Origin of the sequence: Bacillus sp. Au-Bac7 (assembly GCF_021341655.1) — a bacterium.
Classification (GTDB): Bacteria; Bacillota; Bacilli; order Bacillales; family Cytobacillaceae; genus Niallia.
Map to the genome: position 1 here is coordinate 318364 of NZ_JAJTTG010000001.1, position 19718 is coordinate 338081.

At 41.0% G+C, this 19718-nt stretch carries 21 protein-coding genes; 20 read left to right on the forward strand and 1 reads right to left on the reverse strand.

Features of this window, described 5'->3' with window-relative positions; all coding sequences use genetic code 11:
* The first annotated feature begins 66 nt into the window (after window positions 1-66).
* The 13 genes from aroC (at window position 67) to LXM54_RS01770 (ending at window position 12892) form a co-directional block, all read left to right on the forward strand.
* Window positions 67-1239 carry a chorismate synthase gene (aroC, locus tag LXM54_RS01710; RefSeq protein WP_233313358.1) on the forward strand — a complete coding sequence of 391 codons (1173 nt, stop codon included), beginning with the start codon at window positions 67-69 and terminating at the stop codon, window positions 1237-1239.
* Entirely contained in the window at window positions 1239-2318 is a 1080-nt protein-coding gene (gene aroB, locus LXM54_RS01715; RefSeq protein WP_233313359.1) for a 3-dehydroquinate synthase, read from the forward strand. The genes aroC and aroB overlap by 1 nt, the downstream gene beginning before the upstream one ends.
* Before the next feature lie 3 nt (window positions 2319-2321).
* The gene (aroH, locus tag LXM54_RS01720) at window positions 2322-2687 is read left to right on the forward strand and encodes a chorismate mutase (RefSeq protein ID WP_233313360.1); all 366 of its coding nucleotides are present in this window, start codon (window positions 2322-2324) and stop codon (window positions 2685-2687) included.
* A gap of 31 nt (window positions 2688-2718) precedes the next feature.
* Entirely contained in the window at window positions 2719-3822 is a 1104-nt protein-coding gene (gene hisC / locus LXM54_RS01725; RefSeq protein ID WP_233313361.1) for a histidinol-phosphate transaminase, read from the forward strand.
* A gap of 28 nt (window positions 3823-3850) precedes the next feature.
* Window positions 3851-4954 (forward strand): prephenate dehydrogenase, encoded by a 1104-nt coding sequence (locus tag LXM54_RS01730; protein ID WP_233313362.1) that lies wholly within the window; start codon window positions 3851-3853, stop codon window positions 4952-4954.
* 26 nt (window positions 4955-4980) lie between these two features.
* Window positions 4981-6267: a 3-phosphoshikimate 1-carboxyvinyltransferase gene (aroA, locus tag LXM54_RS01735; protein ID WP_233313363.1), complete on the forward strand. Its 1287-nt coding sequence runs from the start codon at window positions 4981-4983 to the stop codon at window positions 6265-6267.
* A 124-nt stretch (window positions 6268-6391) separates the two neighbouring features.
* On the forward strand, window positions 6392-7294 hold the full coding sequence (locus tag LXM54_RS01740; protein ID WP_233313364.1) for a hypothetical protein: 903 nt from the start codon (window positions 6392-6394) through the stop codon (window positions 7292-7294).
* Window positions 7295-7306: 12 nt separating this feature from the next.
* Window positions 7307-8569, forward strand: coding sequence for a tetratricopeptide repeat protein (locus LXM54_RS01745; protein ID WP_233313365.1), 1263 nt, complete (start codon window positions 7307-7309; stop codon window positions 8567-8569).
* A 79-nt stretch (window positions 8570-8648) separates the two neighbouring features.
* The gene (locus tag LXM54_RS01750; RefSeq protein WP_233313366.1) at window positions 8649-9197 is read left to right on the forward strand and encodes a ReoY family proteolytic degradation factor; all 549 of its coding nucleotides are present in this window, start codon (window positions 8649-8651) and stop codon (window positions 9195-9197) included.
* Between the two features lie 127 nt (window positions 9198-9324).
* Window positions 9325-9912, forward strand: a complete 588-nt coding sequence (locus LXM54_RS01755) for a DUF1405 domain-containing protein (protein ID WP_233313367.1) — start codon at window positions 9325-9327, stop codon at window positions 9910-9912.
* A gap of 79 nt (window positions 9913-9991) precedes the next feature.
* Entirely contained in the window at window positions 9992-10786 is a 795-nt protein-coding gene (ypjB, locus tag LXM54_RS01760) for a sporulation protein YpjB (RefSeq protein WP_233313368.1), read from the forward strand.
* 67 nt (window positions 10787-10853) lie between these two features.
* The gene (locus LXM54_RS01765; protein ID WP_233313369.1) at window positions 10854-11528 is read left to right on the forward strand and encodes a zinc metallopeptidase; all 675 of its coding nucleotides are present in this window, start codon (window positions 10854-10856) and stop codon (window positions 11526-11528) included.
* Window positions 11529-11668: 140 nt separating this feature from the next.
* The gene (locus tag LXM54_RS01770) at window positions 11669-12892 is read left to right on the forward strand and encodes an MFS transporter (protein WP_233313370.1); all 1224 of its coding nucleotides are present in this window, start codon (window positions 11669-11671) and stop codon (window positions 12890-12892) included.
* 26 nt (window positions 12893-12918) lie between these two features.
* On the opposite strand, the gene LXM54_RS01775 is transcribed toward LXM54_RS01770, so the two are convergent.
* Window positions 12919-13797 carry a YitT family protein gene (locus tag LXM54_RS01775; RefSeq protein ID WP_233313372.1) on the reverse strand — a complete coding sequence of 293 codons (879 nt, stop codon included), beginning with the start codon at window positions 13795-13797 and terminating at the stop codon, window positions 12919-12921.
* A 253-nt stretch (window positions 13798-14050) separates the two neighbouring features.
* On the opposite strand from LXM54_RS01775, the gene LXM54_RS01780 reads away from it, so the two are divergent.
* The 7 genes from LXM54_RS01780 to LXM54_RS01810 all read left to right on the forward strand — a co-directional run bounded on the left by LXM54_RS01780 (window position 14051) and on the right by LXM54_RS01810 (window position 19696).
* Window positions 14051-14374: a nucleotide pyrophosphohydrolase gene (locus LXM54_RS01780; RefSeq protein WP_233314721.1), complete on the forward strand. Its 324-nt coding sequence runs from the start codon at window positions 14051-14053 to the stop codon at window positions 14372-14374.
* Between the two features lie 72 nt (window positions 14375-14446).
* The gene (gene dapB, locus LXM54_RS01785) at window positions 14447-15253 is read left to right on the forward strand and encodes a 4-hydroxy-tetrahydrodipicolinate reductase (RefSeq protein ID WP_233313373.1); all 807 of its coding nucleotides are present in this window, start codon (window positions 14447-14449) and stop codon (window positions 15251-15253) included.
* Window positions 15254-15264: 11 nt separating this feature from the next.
* Window positions 15265-15687 (forward strand): methylglyoxal synthase, encoded by a 423-nt coding sequence (gene mgsA / locus LXM54_RS01790; protein WP_233313374.1) that lies wholly within the window; start codon window positions 15265-15267, stop codon window positions 15685-15687.
* Complete coding sequence (gene bshB1, locus LXM54_RS01795; protein ID WP_233313376.1) at window positions 15656-16396, forward strand: bacillithiol biosynthesis deacetylase BshB1; 741 nt, start codon at window positions 15656-15658, stop codon at window positions 16394-16396. The genes mgsA and bshB1 overlap by 32 nt, the downstream gene beginning before the upstream one ends.
* Window positions 16393-17535 (forward strand): N-acetyl-alpha-D-glucosaminyl L-malate synthase BshA, encoded by a 1143-nt coding sequence (gene bshA / locus LXM54_RS01800; RefSeq protein WP_233313377.1) that lies wholly within the window; start codon window positions 16393-16395, stop codon window positions 17533-17535. Before bshB1 ends, bshA begins: the two co-directional genes overlap by 4 nt.
* On the forward strand, window positions 17532-18728 hold the full coding sequence (locus LXM54_RS01805; RefSeq protein WP_233313379.1) for a CCA tRNA nucleotidyltransferase: 1197 nt from the start codon (window positions 17532-17534) through the stop codon (window positions 18726-18728). Before bshA ends, LXM54_RS01805 begins: the two co-directional genes overlap by 4 nt.
* A complete protein-coding gene (locus tag LXM54_RS01810) occupies window positions 18713-19696 on the forward strand; it encodes a biotin--[acetyl-CoA-carboxylase] ligase (protein ID WP_233313380.1) in 984 nt (327 codons plus the stop codon). The genes LXM54_RS01805 and LXM54_RS01810 overlap by 16 nt, the downstream gene beginning before the upstream one ends.
* Window positions 19697-19718: the final 22 nt, after the last annotated feature.

A 19718-nucleotide genomic window follows, 5' to 3' on the forward strand; every position in this document is an offset into this window, starting at 1 on the left:
TTCACGAACGTATGATATATTGAAACATATTTCCTTTAAAGCGTTGAAGGGAGAAAGGATTTTGATATGAGATATTTAACTTCAGGGGAATCACATGGTCCAAAACTAATTACCATTATAGAAGGTCTGCCTGCTGGTATGCCATTGACAGCAGAGGACATCAATGAACAGCTTGCAAGAAGACAAAAAGGGCACGGAAGAGGCAGACGGATGCAGATAGAGACAGATACTGCAGAAATCGGCGGCGGAATTCGCCACGGTCTAACATTAGGATCGCCAGTGTCACTTATTGTGGAAAACAACGACTGGAAGCACTGGACAAAAGTCATGGGTCAAGGGCCTATTGATGATGAGGAATCTAGTGAAATTAAACGTAAAATCTCTCGTCCGAGACCAGGGCATGCAGATTTAAACGGCGCAATTAAATATGGCCATCGCGATATGCGCAATGTTCTTGAGCGTTCATCTGCAAGAGAAACGACAGTGAGAGTGGCTGCAGGTGCTGCCGCAAAAAAATTATTGTCACTGCTTGGGATTAAGGTTGCCTCCCATGTGTTAGAAATCGGTGGAGTGAAGGCGGAAGTGACAGAATATCCTTCCATTGACAAAATCATTGAAATCACAGAACAATCACCTGTCAGATGCTTAGATCCAGTTGCAGAGAAAAAGATGATGCAGGCAATTGATGATGCGAAGGCAAACGGAGATTCCATCGGCGGAATCGTTGAAGTCATCGCAGAAGGAATGCCTGTGGGTGTTGGCAGCTATGTTCATTATGACAGGAAGCTTGATGCTAAGCTTGCTGGAGCAATCATGAGCATTAATGCATTTAAAGGAGTCGAAATCGGCATCGGCTTTGAGGCGGCAAGTAAGCCTGGAAGTGAAGTCCATGATGAAATCATCTGGGACAGTGAAGCAGGCTATACGCGCAAAACTAATCGTTTAGGCGGTTTTGAAGGCGGTATGACGACAGGAATGCCTGTTATTGTTAAAGGTGTTATGAAGCCTATTCCAACACTTTACAAGCCTTTAAACAGCGTGGATATTGAAACGAAGGAACCATTTGCTGCTAGCATTGAGCGTTCTGACAGCTGTGCAGTTCCTGCTGCAGCTGTGGTTGCTGAAAATGCAGTGGCATGGGAGCTGGCATGTGCTATTGTTGATCAGTTCTATTCTGACCGGTTTGACGGTTTGCTTGAAAATGTCGAAAAGCATCGTCAATATGCGAGGGAATTTTAATGAAAACAGTTCAAGTAAATGCAGGCTCTAAATCGTATCCTGTTTTTATCGGTGCTAACACAGTCTCAAAGCTGAATGCCTTTTTACAGCAGCATTTTCCCAATTGCTCAAAAATACTTATCATAACAGATGAGACAGTTGCAGGATTGCATTTGGCAGCACTTCAAAAGGAGATAACAGCATTTCCTGTTGTCTCCCATATCGTGCCTGCTGGAGAACATGCGAAAACATTTGATGTTTTTTATGGCTGCCACAGCTTTGCTCTTGAAGAAAAGCTAGACAGGAAATCACTGATTATAGCTTTAGGCGGGGGAGCTGTCGGTGATCTTGCCGGTTTTGTCGCTTCATCCTTTATGAGGGGAATTCCGTTTATTCAGGTTCCGACGACCATCCTTGCACATGACAGTGCTGTTGGCGGGAAGGTGGCCATCAACCATCCTCTTGGCAAAAATATGATAGGTGCCTTTTATCAGCCGGAAGCAGTTTTTTATGAAACTAGTTATATCGCAACACTGCCTGTTATCGAGCTGAGATCGGGCTTTGGTGAAGTGATGAAGCATGCTTTAATCAGCAATATGGAGTTTTATGAATCTCTGCTCAACGATATTACGGACCTAGCGGGTGTGCCAGAAGAACAATGGGCCGTACTTTTGGAAAAAGGGATTTTAGTGAAAAGCGATGTCGTGGCACAGGACGAAAAGGAAGCAAATGTCCGTGCCTACCTTAATTTTGGTCATACTTTAGGTCATGCAATAGAAGCGGAAATGGGATATGGAAATATGTCCCATGGTGAAGCAGTCGTAATTGGCATGCTGTTTGCATTGCGTTTAAGTGAAAAGAAGCTTGGACTGGATTTCGATAGTAGCCGCTTTACACATTGGCTCAAAACTTTAGGTTATGCAACAGAAGTGCCAAGCAGCTTAAGTGTGGAAGCCTTACTTGACCGTATGAAGCAGGACAAAAAATCCGTAAAAGGAACAATTCATTTTGTGTTGCTAAAGAGTATAGGCACACCTGAACTTGTCCAAATGGATGAACAAGAATTAAGAGAAGAACTACATATATTTAAGGGAGAATAAATCATGATTAGAGGAATACGGGGAGCAATCACAGTTGAAGTGGATGAAGAAACAGTGATTCTGGATGCAGCAGAAAAACTTGTGAAGGAAATGATAAGAAAGAATGCGATAATAGCTGATAATGTTGCCTCTGTTTTCGTTTCCGTCACGGACGACTTGACGTCCGCCTTTCCTGCTAAAGTGATTCGTCTTCAAGAGGGCTGGACATATGTGCCGGTAATGTGCATGAAGGAAATTGATGTGCCTAATGCATTGCAAAAGTGTATCCGCATCATGATGCATGTTAATACAGATACCCCACAAAAGGACATCAATCATATCTATTTAGAAAAAGCAATTCAATTAAGACCAGACCTTAAAGAAAAATAAATTAACCATACATTATTAGAGGTGAAAGTTAATGAAATGGAAAGAGCAGCTCCTAAATCTTACAGCATATCAGCCAGGCAGAACAATTGATGAAGTAAAACGAGAATTTAATCTAGAAAAAATAGTAAAGCTGGCATCAAATGAAAATCCTTTTGGCAGCTCGCCGAAAGTAATCGAAAGCCTGAAGGAAGTGGACGGCTCTTTTGCATTATATCCAGATGGATATGCGACAAATCTGCGTAACGCACTTGCTGAATTTCTTCAAGTCTCCCCACAAGAGCTTATACTTGGAAACGGTTCAGATGATCTTATTTTAATGATTTCAAGAGCTTTGCTAAAACCTGGCAGAAATACGGTGATGGCAAGCCACACGTTTGGGCAATACAAGCATAACGCTGTTGTTGACGGCGCTGAAGTCAGAGAAGTTCCGCTTACGGAAAAAGGAGAACATGATCTTCCGGAAATGCTTAAGCACATTGACGAGAACACAAGTGTTGTTTGGGTTTGCAGTCCTAATAATCCGACAGGAACGTATAATTCAGAATCTTCATTAGTCAGCTTTTTGAAGCAAGTACCAGAGGATGTTCTTGTAGTTTTGGATGAGGCCTATTATGAATATGTTATTGCTGAAGACTATTATGATGCATTGGAGCTTGCTAAACAGTTCAATAACTTAATCGTGCTGCGCACATTCTCCAAAATTTACGGACTTGCAAGCTTCCGAGTAGGTTACGGTGTGGCAAATGCGAATCTAATTCAAACACTTGAGCCTATCAGAGAGCCGTTTAATGTGAATACTTTAGGGCAAATTGCTACACAAGCTGCCATTAAAGACCAGGACTTTGTAACAAACTGCCGCATCAGAAACAGAGAAGGCCTTCAGCAGCTGTATACGTTCTGTGAAGAGCATGGATTGAATTATTATCCTTCCCAAACAAACTTCGTATTAGTCGATTTTAAAGTCGACGGCAATGAAGTGTTCCAATACTTGATGAGACATGGGTACATCGTCCGTTCTGGAGTACCGCTAGGATTCCCGACTTCTGTCCGCATCACCATTGGTTCGAAGGAAGAGAACGAAGGCTTGATCAATGTGCTTGCCAAGTTCTTGCAAGAGAAAGCAGCAGCCATTTGATTTTAGAAGAAAAGAAGGCGGTGATAGGATGAATGGTCGCGTCTTCGTTATCGGATTGGGACTTATTGGGGGATCACTCGCTCTCTCTATAAAAAATAAATATCCAAATACTGTTATTATTGGTTTTGATATAGCCGAGAAAAACAAAAAGCTTGGCAAAATGCTTGGAGTCATTGATGATTCAGTCGATACGCTAGAAGAAGGAGCTAAGGATGCCGATTTGATTATTATTGCAACCCCTGTTAGGGAAGCGGAAATCATGATGGAGAAATTGGCGCAATTACCTTTGAAAGAGCAGGTCATCGTAACAGATGTAGGAAGCACGAAAGGCAAAATCGTCGAGAAATCTCATCTGTTAAAAGAAAAGGGCATCACTTTTATTGGTGGTCATCCAATGGCCGGCTCTCATAAAAGCGGAGTGTCTGCCTCCAAAGCACTTTTGTTTGAAAATGCGTTTTATTTGTTAACTCCTGAAGATACAACAGATAAGAATGCTGTGCCATTATTGATGGATTGGCTGTCTGGCACAAATGCGAAGTTTCTTGTTGTATCACCAGCAGAGCATGATTTATTGACAGGCGTAATCAGCCACCTGCCTCATATCGTGGCAGCTTCTCTTGTTCATCAAGCGGATGCAACCAGCAAGACAAACGAGCTTGTGACAAGGCTTGCTGCTGGAGGATTCAGGGATATAACAAGAATTGCTTCAAGCAGCCCTGCGATGTGGCGGGATATTCTTCTTCATAATAAAGAAGTGCTGCTCGAGCTCCTTGACAGCTGGGTGGTTGAGATGGAGAAGGTAAGGCATTTGATTAGGGAAGAGGAATCGAGTGAAATCTTTGATTATTTCCAAAAAGCGAAAAATGTCAGAGATGAGCTGCCGCAAAACCAAAAGGGTGCGATTCCTGCCTTCTATGACTTATATGTAGATGTTCCTGACTATCCAGGGATTATTTCTGAAGTAACAGGGTTTTTGGCTAAGGAAAATATTAGTATCACCAATATTCGTATTGTGGAAACAAGAGAAGAAATATACGGTGTGTTAGTGATAAGCTTCCAGACAGAAGAGGATCGTACAAGGGCGCAGGCTTGTATTGCTGCATATTCCAACTACGAGACCTCTATTGGATAAAGACTTGTATGGATTAAGGTGATAATATGGATCAAAAACAGTTGAAGCGAGCACAAGGGCCGCTTGCAGGGGAAATCGCTATACCGGGAGATAAGTCTATCTCCCATCGCTCTGTTATGTTCGGCTCAATTGCAGAGGGAAAGACGACCGTTACAAATTTCTTAATGGGAGAAGATTGTTTAAGCACAATCGCTTGCTTTAAGAAGCTCGGTGTTAACATTCAGCATGATAATGAGAAAGTAATAATTGAATCTAATGGGCTTGCAGGTCTTAAGGAGCCTAACGAACTGCTTGATGTAGGGAATTCCGGCACGACAATCAGATTGATGTCGGGAATTCTTGCAGGAAGAGATTTTCACAGCACATTGGCAGGAGACAGCTCCATCGCCAAACGTCCGATGACCAGAGTGGTCAACCCTCTTAAAGAGATGGGTGCAAAAATCGATGGAAGAAGCAACGGAGAGTTCACGCCTCTTTCCATTCGCGGACAAAAACTAAAGGCAATCTCTTATAAACTTCCTGTGGCTAGTGCTCAGGTGAAGTCCTCTATTTTGTTTGCAGGTTTACAGGCAGAAGGTACAACAACAGTTGTGGAGCCAGTGTCAACGAGAGATCATACGGAAAGAATGATCAAAGCATTCGGCGGGGATATTCGTGTAGATGGACAAAATATTCAGGTTACAGGCGGTCAAAAGCTTGTGGCAGCAGATATCCACGTGCCTGGTGATATCTCTTCTGCAGCATTCTTCCTTGTCGCTGCAAGCATTGTTCCAGGCAGCTCTGTTACATTAAAGAATGTCGGCTTAAATCCGACAAGAACGGGAATTATCGATGTTCTTGAAAAAATGGGAGCAAGAGTTACAATTATTGACTCTAAGGATGAGTTTGAACCATCCGGTGACCTTCAAGTGGAGGCTTCTTCTTTAAAGGGTACAACAGTTGAAGGCGATATTATCCCTAGATTGATTGATGAAATCCCAATTATTGCTTTGCTGGCAACGCAAGCAGAAGGAACAACTGTCATTAAAGATGCAGAAGAACTGAAAGTGAAGGAAACGAACCGCATTGATACGGTTGTCCATGAATTAAAAAAACTTGGTGCTGATATTGAAGCGACAGAAGATGGCATGATTATCCGCGGAGGTGCTACTCTTAAAGGTGCTGCAGTCGACAGCCACGGCGACCATCGAATCGGCATGATGCTTGCTGTAGCATCATTAGTAACAGAAGGGGATATTATCCTTGAAAACGCCGAGGCAATTTCCGTTTCATATCCATCATTCTTCGAACATATGGAGAGCTTGACAGTTTAAGCTGTGAAAATAAGGAAGAAAAAAGAGGTGTCTAAAAAACACCTCTTTTTTCTATGGTAAAAACATTAGTCATAAAATCTCCAAAATTATCATAGCTTGTCTTAAAAAGCTTGGTGGTGGGTATATGGCATATATCATTGAAAATATAAGTATTTTAAAAAAACAGTCACTAAAAAAGACTTCCATGCTCATTCAAGACAATCGGATTGATGCATTGAAGGAGCGCTTCGCAAAGGAGCGCAGCATAAGAATGGACGGAAATTCGTATATTATGACACCAACACCTATTGTATACGATAACGATGTGACAAAACTGAAGCCGAGTGAGCAAAAGGAGCATATTCAAGCTATGATAAAAAGGGGCTGCACAATGGTCCTGACAGCATGTGATGTCAGAAAGGAACGAGAGCTATCGGCCGAACTAAAAAAGACAAAAAATATGCTGTTGAATTGTGCCGTCGATTATGTTATATGTATTAAAATCCCCCTCAAAATCCTAACAGCAAGTCTGATCAGATCTTGTAAAAAAGAAAAAATTCCAGCTGTTATCGTGGAAATTAATCAAGCTGAAGATTTATATAAAGTTCCTTGGGGTTGGATAAAAGAGGCAGCTTTCCCGTTTAATTGTCCGCTGATCCCCCAATTTTTAATGGAAGACGAAGAGGAGCGGACAAAAGCGCAAACAGCATGGTCAATCATCATGCGAGATGCCAATATTTCTTCTCTTAAGAAAGAATTAATGGAAAATGATATTATCTCCTATGAGGCACTTATCAAGATAGGAATTTATCCGTTTAAAGGCAATATTTATCAAGGGGGAGAAGTTACCTATAATCTTTATGAAAAAAGCCGCTCAATCATAAATATTGATGAAAAGGAATTATACCATTATCATTATAATAAGATACTTGTCACCTACCATAAAGGTGCATGCGTTCGAGCTGGTGAAAAAGTGTTCTACCATCCTGGATTTGGAGATCAGATGGAAATAAAAGTACCTTCCTTCTTTAGCACAGGAGGAGTTTAGAAAGGATACAAAATGGAACGAGTAAACGAAATACTGACGTTATTAGAAAATGGTCAACAAGCTAAAGCTTTATCATATTATGAAGAGATACTCAGCCAAGGTTCAAATGAAGAAAGATTCGTACTAGGGGAGGAGTTGTTTCAGCTCGGCTTCCTTGATGAGGCAAAAGCTTTATTTAAGATGCTGCTGGAAGCTTATCCAGAAGAAGGCGAACTATTAGTATTACTTGCTGAAACTGAAATGGAAATTGGCAATGAGGAAGAGGCTATTTCACAGCTGGAAAAAATCAACCCTGAAGATGCAAGTTACCCGCAAAGCCTTCTGCTGTTAGCAGATCTCTACCAAATGGACGGGCTTTATGAAGTAAGTGAACAAAAGCTGCTTCAAGCGAAAAAAATCCTTCCTAATGAGGTAATTATTGATTTCGCTTTAGGGGAGCTATACTCTGAACAAGGCCGAATTGCAGACGCCATTAAGGCCTATCAAACAGTTGTACCAGAGCAAACAACAGTCGGCGGAGTTAATGTTAATGGAAGAATTGCCGACAATATGAGCGCAGGCGGCGCATTTGAAGAAGCGATTAATTATTATGAGCTTGCCCTTGAAGAAAAGATTGAAATTAACACACTGTTTAACTTAGCGCTGACAGCATTGCAGGCAGGACAGCTTACAATTGCTATTAACCGATTTGAAGAAGTAAAAACATTAGATCCTGATTTCCATTCCTTGTATTTATATTTAGCTAGAAGCTACGAACAAGAGGAAATGCTTCAAGAAGCATTTGAGACGGTTCAAGATGGTGTTAAGCATGATGAGTTTAATAAGGAGCTTTATCTGCTTGGAGGAAAGCTTTCACTAAAGCTAGGGGACGAAGCGAACGCTGAGAAGTATTTCAGAGAAGCCTTGGCAATTGACCCTGAATTCACCGAAAGCGTGCTGCTCTTAAATAAGCTGTTTTTAACGCAAGACCGTTTTGGGGATATTATCGAGCTGGTAGAGCTTATGGATTCTCAAGATATAGAGGAGCCTCAGCTGTTATGGGATGGGGCAAAGGCATTGCAAGGAATAGAAAATTATTCAGAGGCATTAAACAAATACCAAGAAGCATATACTTTCTTTAAAGAACTCCCAGACTTTTTATATGATTATGGTTATTTTCTTTTGGAAGAAGGAAAAAGACAGGAAGCTGCAGAAGTGTTTAGTAGCCTATTAGAAAAAGACCCGAGCAATGAAGAGTTTATCGAAATCGTTCAACGCTTAACAAGCGGCGAGTAATTAAGCCTTTATTCGCTGGAATTTAGGATCAAGGTGTTAAAACTAAAAACTTGGTTGCAAGCAGAGGAGGGAAACAAACATGAAAACCCCTGTATCTGTCAACGAAAAAAAAGACTTCATTCGTTGGTTTTTGAATCACTATCAATTGAAAAGAAGAGAATGCGTATGGATTTTGAATTATTTGATGAGTCATGATCAGCTTATGGAAAAAGTGCATTTCGTCGAAAATGCCGAGAAATGCCCTAGGGGCTTGGTGATGTCAACGCATTGTGTTGATGAAGTTCCGTTTCGCTTTTATAAGGAAAATGTCATGACGACAGATGCGGAAAAATCCTTTCACGATATTCGCTTAAACAGAGATGAAGACATCTATATCCAACTGAATTTTTATGCTTCCAATAAGGCGCATCAGTATGCGGCTGTGCTTGTAGAAAATCCTTTCATGCCTAAGAATTTGGAAATCAGTGAGAAGGACCGTTATATTGCTGAGCAATTCCTTGTTACCAGCATCGAAAAATTCCAAAAGGAAAAGCTGCTGGAACTGATTGATGAGGCTCTCGATAACGGAGATGAGCGTGCATTCCGCGAGCTGACAGATCGCCTGAAGCAATTGCAAAGTACTGAATAATAGTGTTTAAAGCGGTATGACTAGTCATACCGCTTTTTTGTTTTGTCGTGAAAAAATTAGAGATAGAATTCCGAATTATGCTATTATAAAGGGAAATGAAAAATCTTGAAAGAGGTGGCTGCCTAACATGAAATGGGTACAGCTTATATTAGGAAATCGGTCGTTTATTTGGCTGCTCCTCATCGTTAACACACTTGGGACAATCTATGGCTATTATTGGTATAGGTTTCAGTTGGCGGAGACGCCCAAGATCTTCTTATTATTTGTGCCGGACAGTCCGACTGCCAGCCTGTTTTTTATGTTTGTTTTAATAGCGTTTTTACTAAGGAAGAACACCCCATTGTTTGAAGCTTTAGCGCTTCTAACACTGTTTAAATACGGAATATGGGCGGTTGTGATGAATCTCCTTGTATACGCCAAAACAGGCCAATTAGAGATTGAATCCATGATGCTGATTGTTTCGCACGGAGCAATGGCTGTCCAAGGATTATTGTATTTACCGTATTATCGGATTAAATGGCAGCATGCAGCCATTGCGGCAGTATGGACATTGCATAATGATGTTATTGACTATGTATTTTCGATGATGCCGAATTACAGTATTCTTGATCAGTCGATGGACAAAATTGGTTATTTTACTTTTTGGCTTAGTATCGTCAGTATTGGCATCTGTTTTTATGCTGCCAAAAGGAAAACGACGCTTTCCATTCTTTAGTGTACATAGTTTTAAATTTATAGTCTAACCTTGTCCTTCCTGACATACATTTCTAATAGTATATCGGGGAGGGACAAGTATGATGAAGGCTAAATTGGTTGTATTATTAATATTATTAATCCTGCTTACGCCTATTTCTATATCTGTATATGCAGACCAAGATTCGCCTATAGACGAGTTAGATACATTATCAGATGAAGCACTGCAATTGGTTAAGTCAGAAAGATATGACGATGCAAAAAAAATTCTTGATTATTTTTCCAATCAATTCAGCATCGTAAGACAGAAAGAGCGTACCTTTACGATGGATGAACTGCAAATTTTGACCGGAGCTCGTGATGAAGCGGTTGAGGCAATTACTAGCCCTTCTGCAGATACGAATGAACGGATTAACTCGGCAATCAAGTTCAGGCTTGCAGTTGATGCTGTTTCGTCAGGGCAAGAGCCGTTATGGACACAAATGGAAGAACAGGTGATGGCTTCCTACCGGGACATGAAAGATGCTGCTGTCACTAACGATAAGCAGGAATATGAAGCGAAACTGAACTCGTTTTTAACATTGTATCAAATCATTAATCCAAGCTTGAAGCTTGATGTGACAACAGCACAATTTCAAAAATTAAATACGATGGTCGATTATATCGATACATACCGCTTGCAAATTTTTACAAAAGGTGAAACAAAGCAATTGGACGAGTTGGAATCAGAGCTTGAGGATGTTTTTAACCAGGTATATGAAGATGAGGCAGATCCATCTTTATGGTGGGTAATAATTTCAACTGGAAGCATCATTATCCTTACATTATCCTATGTAGGATGGAGAAAATATTTAGGAGACAAGGAAGAAAAGCGAAGAAGGCACAAACGGCCTTAATAATTGACTTGCGAGATTTCCCTGCTTACAATTTATAATATACTAACGAAGAATAGGGGGAAAAAGCATGTTTATTGTGTATTTTATAATCATTCTCATCATTCCTCTATGGGCACAAATGAGAGTAAGAGGATCTTACAAAAAGTATTCAAAAGTGGCATCTTCCTCCATGATGACAGGAAGAGAAGTGGCGCGCAGAATACTGGATTCTAATGGATTATATGATGTATCTGTAGAAGAAACGAGAGGGATGCTGTCAGATCACTATGACCCGCGATCAAAGGTTGTTCGTCTCTCCACTGATAACTACCACGGGTCTTCAGTTGCAGCTGCTGCAATTGCAGCACATGAGGTCGGCCATGCTATTCAGGATCAGCAAGCGTACGCTTTCTTACGTTTTCGTCACGCATTAGTACCAGTTGCTAATATAGGGAGCAATTTTTCGTGGATCTTGATTTTGATTGGTTTTATCCTTGGAGCAAGCAATTTTGTACTATTGGGCATTGTTTTTATGGCAGCAGCAGTATTGTTTCAATTCGTAACACTTCCAGTTGAGTTCAATGCATCAAGCCGTGCTATGGATGAAGTTGTTGCATTAGGAATCATCCGCAATGATGAGGAAAGAGAAACGAAAAAGGTGTTGAACGCTGCCGCCTTAACATATGTTGCAGCCGCGGCCGTTGCAGTCCTTGAACTGCTGAGACTTATCATGATATATACAGGTATGCAGCGCAACGATTAGTCTATGGACTTTATTTCCATAGACTTTTTTTATTTCCGAAGAAATATTCTGAAAGTTTCTTAAAGATTATTTCCATAATCGAAAGATAGTTGTATAATAAATCTGATTTTCCTTAATCACTAACAGAGAGAAGGGTTATATTGCAGGCTGAAAGAGCAATACATAATACTCAACCAATAACTGTATACAGAATCCTTTTTGCCATCAGTTTAGGTCACTTCATCAATGATTGCATGCAATCGGTTGTGCCGGCCTTATTTCCGATTATAGGACCGACTATGAATTTGAATTATACAGAAATAGGCTGGATTGCGTTTACGCTTAATATTACATCCTCTATCATGCAGCCTGTTTTTGGAGTGCTGGCAGATAAAAAGCCAATTCCTTATTTTTTGCCAATTGCTATGTTTTCAAGCATGCTCGGAATGCTTGGTCTAGCACTAGCACCTAATTTTATCAGTGTGCTTCTGTCTGTCTTGTTCATTGGCTTTGGGTCTGCTATTTTTCACCCTGAAGGCTCTAGAGTTGCGTACATGGCAGCAGGGAATAAAAGAGGGCTGGCACAATCTATTTACCAAGTCGGCGGGAATGGCGGCCAGTCACTCGCTCCGTTATTTACAGCATTCATTTTTATTGGCACAGGCCAATTTGGTACAATCTGGTTTACACTGTTAGCTGCATTGGGCATGCTTGTTTTGTTCTTTGTATCAAATTGGTATAAGCAAGAGCTTGTCGTTCAGGTGCCGGCAGTCAAGAAAAAAACAGCTAAAACAGAAAAAAGTGGCTGGAACAAGGAAGTTATTGTGGCAATCTGTTTATTGATCTTTTTAGTTTTCGCCAGATCTTGGTATGGTGCAGGCATTAATAACTTTTTTCATTTTTATATGATAGAAAAATTCGATAGCACAATTAAACACGCCCAAATATATGTCTTCTTGTTTATGGCTGCAGGGGTAGCTGGTACATTTTTTGGCGGACCACTCGCAGACCGGTTCGGCAAACGAACAGTCCTGTTATTTTCTCTAATTGGTTCTGCTCCATTTGCATTGTTGCTGCCATATGTTCCTCAATGGTGTATAGCTCCGCTGCTGGTTATTATTGGCTTTATTCTGCAATCAAGCTTCAGTGTTACAGTTGTCTATGCCCAAGAGCTTTTGCCTGGTATGATTGGCCTTGTGTCAGGACTGATTGTCGGTCTGGCATTTGGGATGGGAGCATTAGGAGCGGTTATTTTCGGTGTGATTGGTGATGTATACAGCCTTCAAACAATTATGGTGTTTTGCAGTATGCTGCCGTTACTAGGAGTACTCACATACTTGCTCCCGAGCGATGGACGCATAAAAGAAATCCACCATAGACCATAAAAAAAGAGGGGAGCTTTCCCCCTCTTTTAATGTTCAATCGGCTTTTTATATTCATCTAAAGTAAAGCCTTCTCCCAATACATCATGAACAACAGTCACTGATACGAAGGCATGAGGATCAACGCTTGTAATAATGGCCTTTAGCGGCACAATTTCTGTCTTAGCAACAACACAGTAAAGAACTTCTTTATCTTGTTTAGTGAATGAACCGTGTCCTTTTAAGACGGTAACACCGCGGTCCATTTCCTTTAAGATTTTATCTGCTATCTCTGGATTTTTGTCTGAGATGATGATGGCCCCCCTTGCGGCATAAGCACCTTCCTGCATAAAGTCGATTAGCCTAGTTCCTACGAAGACAGCAACAAGGGTATACATGGCTTCCCTGTAAGTTAAGTATGTTAGCAAGGATAATGTGATAACACAGGCATCAAACAAAAACATCGTTTTGCCGATACTCCAGTGAAAATATTTATTAACAAGTCTTGCGATAATATCGACTCCGCCAGTTGTGCCGCCGAAACGAAAGATAATGCCAAGCCCAATACCGATGAAGGTTCCTGCAAACAAAGCAGCAAGTGTTAAGTCCTCTTTAAGTGGTATATGGAGCTCGATTTGGGGCAGCTGGAAGAACCAGAAAAATACAGACACGCTTACCGTGCCAATAATGGTATAGATAAGGACATTGCGCCCGAGCAGTTTCCAGCCAAGAAAAAAGAGCGGTACATTTAGAATCAGGTTTGTTATCGAAGGGTCCCAGTTAAATCTTGCAAATAACAAAAGGGTGATACCTGTGAATCCGCCCTCTGCCAAGTTATTCTGCATGTTGAAATGGACAATTCCAAAAGAAAATATAGCTGATCCGAGCACAATGAAGAAAATATTTTTGAGCTTTAACGTCTTAAACATTTTTTCGCCTGCTTTCTATGTATAGCTGTCATCATTTAACCTTAGTATGAACCAATTATATTGAAGCCTATCCATTATATCGAATCGGTCTTGTATGAGCAATCTTCATTACGGAAAAACCAGCTCTGACGGGCGCCGTCCTTTTTCCGAAAAATAATAATCAAAAACATTTGTAAAAAAAGAAAATGTTAGCTAACATGAAGGGGAATAGGCAGAATAATGCAGTTTTTAGAGGTGAATAGATTTGAAGACAATGCAAGAGCTTCAAAAAGAAGTGGATGAATACATCGGACAGTTTAAGGAAGGCTACTTCAGTCCGCTGGCGATGCTTGCCAGACTGACAGAAGAGCTGGGAGAACTGGCTCGCGAAATTAATCATTATTACGGAGAAAAGCCAAAAAAGGCTTCGGAAAATGAAAAGGAAATTGCCGATGAACTGGGAGACATGCTCTTTGTTCTTATCTGTTTAGCAAACAGTTTGAACATTGATTTGGAAGATTCCCATAATAAAGTTATGCATAAATTTAACACAAGAGATAAAGATCGCTGGACAAGAAAGGACGAAAGCGAAACATAAGCAGTTAAATTGCTAACCAAAAAAAACATGCAATAATACATATGGATGCAATAAAAAGGAGCGTATTAGACAGTGGAAAAAGTAAAAATTGTAATCGCAGGACCAAGAGGGAGAATGGGAAAGGAAGCAGTTTATCTGACAGGACGTACTGATCACTTTGAACTTGTCGGCGTTTTGGATCATAAGCATGAGGGGAAAAGATTAAGTGAACTTGATGATTTCAACTCTCCTTCCTATGATGTACCGATATATACAGATGTTGAAAAATGTCTGCAGGACGTCAAACCGGATGTGTTAATTGATTTAACAACACCTGAATTCGGAATGTTCCATGCCAAAACAGCGCTTCAATACGGCGTAAGACCAGTTGTAGGGACAACAGGCTTTACAAGTGAGAATTTGAAAGAGCTTGAGGCATTATGTGAAGAGATGGACAGGGGCTGCATCATTGCGCCTAATTTTGCGTTGGGTGCCGTATTGATGATGAAATTCTCTAAGCTTGCTGCTAAGTATTTCGATGATGTGGAAATCATGGAATTGCATCATGACCGCAAGCTGGATGCACCAAGTGGCACGGCAGTTAAAACAGCAGAACTGATTGCAGAAGTAAGAAAGCCGAAAAAACAAGGACATCCAGAAGAGAAGGAAACAATCCCTGGGGCAAGAGGAGCAGACTTTGACGGCATGAGAATTCATTCCATTAGGCTGCCAGGCTTGATCGCCCATCAGCAGGTTATGTTTGGAGCAGAGGGAGAGACGCTGACTTTGAAGCATGATTCATACAATCGCACCTCCTTTATGTCTGGTGTGAGATTTGCCGTTGATGAAGTGTTAAAGGCTAATGTTTTAATATATGGATTAGAAAATATTATGGAGTAGAGGTGTAATTAATGAATATCGCATTAATAGCTCATGATAAGAAGAAAGATGATATGATTCGCTTTGTTGTAGCTTATAAAAAGATTTTTGAGAAGCATTCCCTGTTCGCAACAGGCACTACTGGTTCAAAGATACAAGAAGCAACAGGCTTGGAAGTACATCGCTTTTGTTCAGGGCCATTAGGAGGAGACCAGGAAATCGGTGCTTATATCGCCAATAATAAGATGGATATGGTATTCTTCTTCCGCGATCCATTGACTGCACAGCCCCATGAGCCTGATGTAACAGCGCTTCTTCGTCTTTGTGATGTTTATTCTGTCCCGTTGGCAACCAATATGGGTACAGGAGAAGTACTGATCAGAGGCTTAGAGCAGGGGGATATAGATTGGAGAAATATTGTACATGGAAATACAGACAGAATTACAGACATTTAGCACAGACGAAATTGATATATTAGCAATAGGCGCCCATGCTGACGATGTGGAAATCGGCATGGGTGCTACCATTGCCAAATATGCTCAAATGGGCAAAAAAATAATCATCTGTGACTTAACAAGCAGTGAATTATCATCAAATGGTACGGTTGAAACAAGAAAGGCAGAAGCACTTGCTGCAGGAAAGGTCCTTGGCATACATGGCCGGTTTACCCTTTCGTTAAAGGACAGAGGCCTTTGGAATGTGGATGAGAATATGGAAGCAATCGTGGAGCTGATCAGGCTTGTGAAACCAAAAATCGTCTTTGCTCCGTACTGGGAGGATAGACATCCTGATCATGGCAATTGTTCAAAATTAGTGGAAGAGGCTGTTTTTTCTGCCGGCATCCGAAATTACAAAGTGAAGGGTACAGAGCCGCATAAGACAAGTAATGTTTATTTCTATATGATTAACGGTTTTCATAAACCGGACTTTGTAACAGACGTAAGCGACTTTATGGAAGTAAAAAAACAAAGCTTGAACTGCTATTCAAGCCAATTTACAAAATCTGCAGGAAGTGTGGATACACCTCTTGTCAACGGATACATAGAAACTGTGGAAGCAAGAGAGCGCCTTTTTGGTAAAGAAGTCGGGCTGAACTTTGCTGAAGGGTTCAAGACGAAGAAGCCTTTATTAATACATAATGATTTGTTGGGTGGTACGGTATGAAAAAGCTGAAAATAGGAATAACATGTTACCCGACTGTCGGGGGATCTGGTGTAATAGCTACAGAGCTTGGAAAGATGCTTGCAGAAAAAGGACATGAAATACACTTTATTTCATCAAGCATGCCCTTCCGTTTAAATAAAATGTACCATAATATATTTTTTCATCAAGTAGAAGTAAGTCAATATTCCGTTTTCCAATATCCGCCATACGATATTGCATTAAGCAGCAAAATGGCAGAAGTGATAAACCGGGAAGAGCTGGATCTTCTTCACGTCCATTATGCTATACCTCACGCCGTATGCGCCATTTTGGCAAAGCAAATGAGTGGAAGAGATGTTAAAATTGTCACAACTTTGCATGGTACAGATATAACCGTTTTAGGCTATGATTCTTCTTTAGCTGACAGCATTCGCTTTGGCATTGAAAAATCCGATGTCGTTACAGCAGTATCTCAGTCGCTTGTAAGTCAGACATATGATCTGATTAATCCTAAAAAAGATATAAAAACAGTCTATAACTTCATAGATGAGCGTGTGTACCGCAAGATTGATTCCACTCATCTGAAGAAGGAGTTTGCGATTAGTCCTGATGATAAGGTTATCATTCATGTGTCGAATTTCCGGGCAGTAAAACGAGTAACTGATGTTGTGAAAGCTTTTAAAGGGATTTCAGATAAAACGTCTGCAACCTTGCTGTTAGTTGGAGATGGTCCTGAGATGGCAAATGTATGCAAGCTTGTTGATGAGCTTGGCATAAAAGCTAAAGTCCGGCTTTTAGGGAAGCAGGAAAACCTGGAAGAGCTGTATAGTATCAGTGATTTAATGCTCTTGTTATCAGAAAAAGAAAGCTTTGGGCTAGTTGCTCTCGAAGCGATGGCTTGCGGTGTTCCATGTGTCGGCACGAATATCGGTGGCATCCCTGAAGTAATTGTCGATGGGGAAACAGGTCTAATCTGTGAGCTTGGCAATATAGCAGAAATTGCCGAAAAGTCTGTAGCCCTTCTTCTTGATCAGAAAAGGCATCAGCAGTTTGCTGCCAATTCTGTCGCAAGAGTGATGGATCATTTCCGTGGAGAAACAATTGTTAGCCAGTATGAGAAAATCTATGAAGATTTAATTTTAACTGGAGAATACATATGAACCAACCGTTTGCAGCTGCAATTCCAATTATTGAAGAGATAGAGGCAGCAGGCTTTGCTGCCTATTTTGTAGGAGGCGCAGTAAGGGATTATTTGCTGAATAAGCCGATTCATGATGTTGATATTGCGACTTCTGCTACGCCGGAGGAAGTTAAGTCAATTTTTAAAGCAACAGTAGATATTGGCATCGAGCATGGAACCGTTATGGTGCTTTACAATAACGAGACTTATGAAGTTACAACATTTCGGACAGAAAGTGAATATGAAGACTTCAGAAGACCGAAAGACGTGGCCTTTGTCCGTAATCTTCGTGATGATTTACAAAGACGTGATTTTACGATGAACAGCTTGGCGATGGATAAACAAGGCCATATCATAGACTATTTTGACGGGAAAACCGATTTGGCTAACAAACGTATCGTAACGGTAGGGTCTGCAAATGAGCGGTTTGCTGAAGATGCCCTTCGGATGATGCGGGCAGTTCGATTTGTCAGCACCCTTGGATTTCAGTTAGAGGAGCAGACTCGTTTATCAGTCGAGGTCAACAGACAGCTGCTTGAAAAGATTGCCGTAGAAAGAATTACAGCGGAGTTTGAAAAATTACTGCTTGGCGAAGCAAGAAACGAAGCGCTTAAGCTTATGATGGAGACAAAGCTGTATGAGCATCTGCCTATGCTTAAATCCTATAAGGATGGTTTAAGCTTGCTGTCTGCACTTTCCGTTTGGGATTTGGACATCAATGAGATGTGGTCTCTCCTGCTAATAACGTGCGAAATCTCACATCAGGAGGCAGACAGGTTCCTGCGCAAATGGAAGCTGCCAGTCAAGCGTATTAAAACGGTTCAAGCTATCATAAAAAGTGTGATAGAGAGACAAGAAAATCACCAGTGGACAAGCATGAATCTTTATATTTTCGGCTTAAATATTGCTGTAAGTGGAGAAAAGGTGTTTAGTGTGCTTACCGGCAAAACCGAGGATGTAATTGGTGTACAAGATGCTTACAGCAAGCTTTCGATTAAAAGCAGGGAAGAACTGCAAATCGGCGGCCGCGACCTGATGGAATGGAGCGGAAAGCCTCCTGGTCCTTGGATGAAAGACACGATTGCCAATGTGGAAACCGCTGTTGTGGAAAATAGACTGGCTAATGATAGTAAGGCAATAAAGGAGTGGCTTAAGCAGTGGGAAATGATTTAAGAACAAAGCTCTTGCAAGCCTTCGCAGATAGGCCTGATGAATATTTATCAGGTCAAGAGCTAGCCGAAGTTCTGGGCTGTTCGCGGACAGCTATCTGGAAGCATATTGAAGAGCTCCGAAAGGATGGCTTTGTATTGGAAGCTATTCGTAAAAAAGGCTATCGAATTTTAGAAGTACCTCATAAAATAATACCAGATGAGATCAGGTTTGGTTTGGAAACAAAGCAGCTTGGAAGAAATATTCATTATGAAGAATCAGTGGATTCAACACAAAGAATTGCCCAAAGGCTGGCATATGATGGTGCAGAAGAAGGGACGATTGTTATTGCGGAAGAGCAGCTGGGCGGCAGAGGAAGGTTTGAACGCTCCTGGCACTCTCCTAAATATAAAGGAATTTGGATGAGCATCATCTTAAGACCGAAAGTTCCAATTATGCAAACACCACAGCTGACCCTGCTTATGGCTGTTGCTGCCGTGAAGGGGATTGAACAGGCAACTGGCTGTGAGCCAGGGATAAAATGGCCGAACGATTTGCTGATTAATGGAAAAAAAGTGAGTGGTATACTGACAGAATTACAGGCGGACAGTGACCGCATCCATTCCTTAATTATCGGAATAGGCATTAATGTAAATTTGGAGGCAGCAGATTATCCGGAGGACCTTTTAGAAACAGCGACTTCCTTGTTTATTGAAACGGGTAAGGAATGGGACAGGGCCACAATTGTCCAAAGTATTTTGCTGGAGCTTGAAAGATTGTATGCTCTCTATTTGGAAAACGGATTTTATCCAATTAAACTTCTCTGGGAAAGCTATGCAGTCAGTATCGGGAAGCGAGTGAAAGCAACAACCTTGAACGGTACTTTAGAAGGAATCGCCAAAGGAATAACAGATCAAGGCGTTCTGCTCCTTGAAGATGATGAAGGCAAAGTTCATACCATATATTCAGCCGATATCTTAATTGAATCATAAACTTTTTTGTAGTAAGACATAT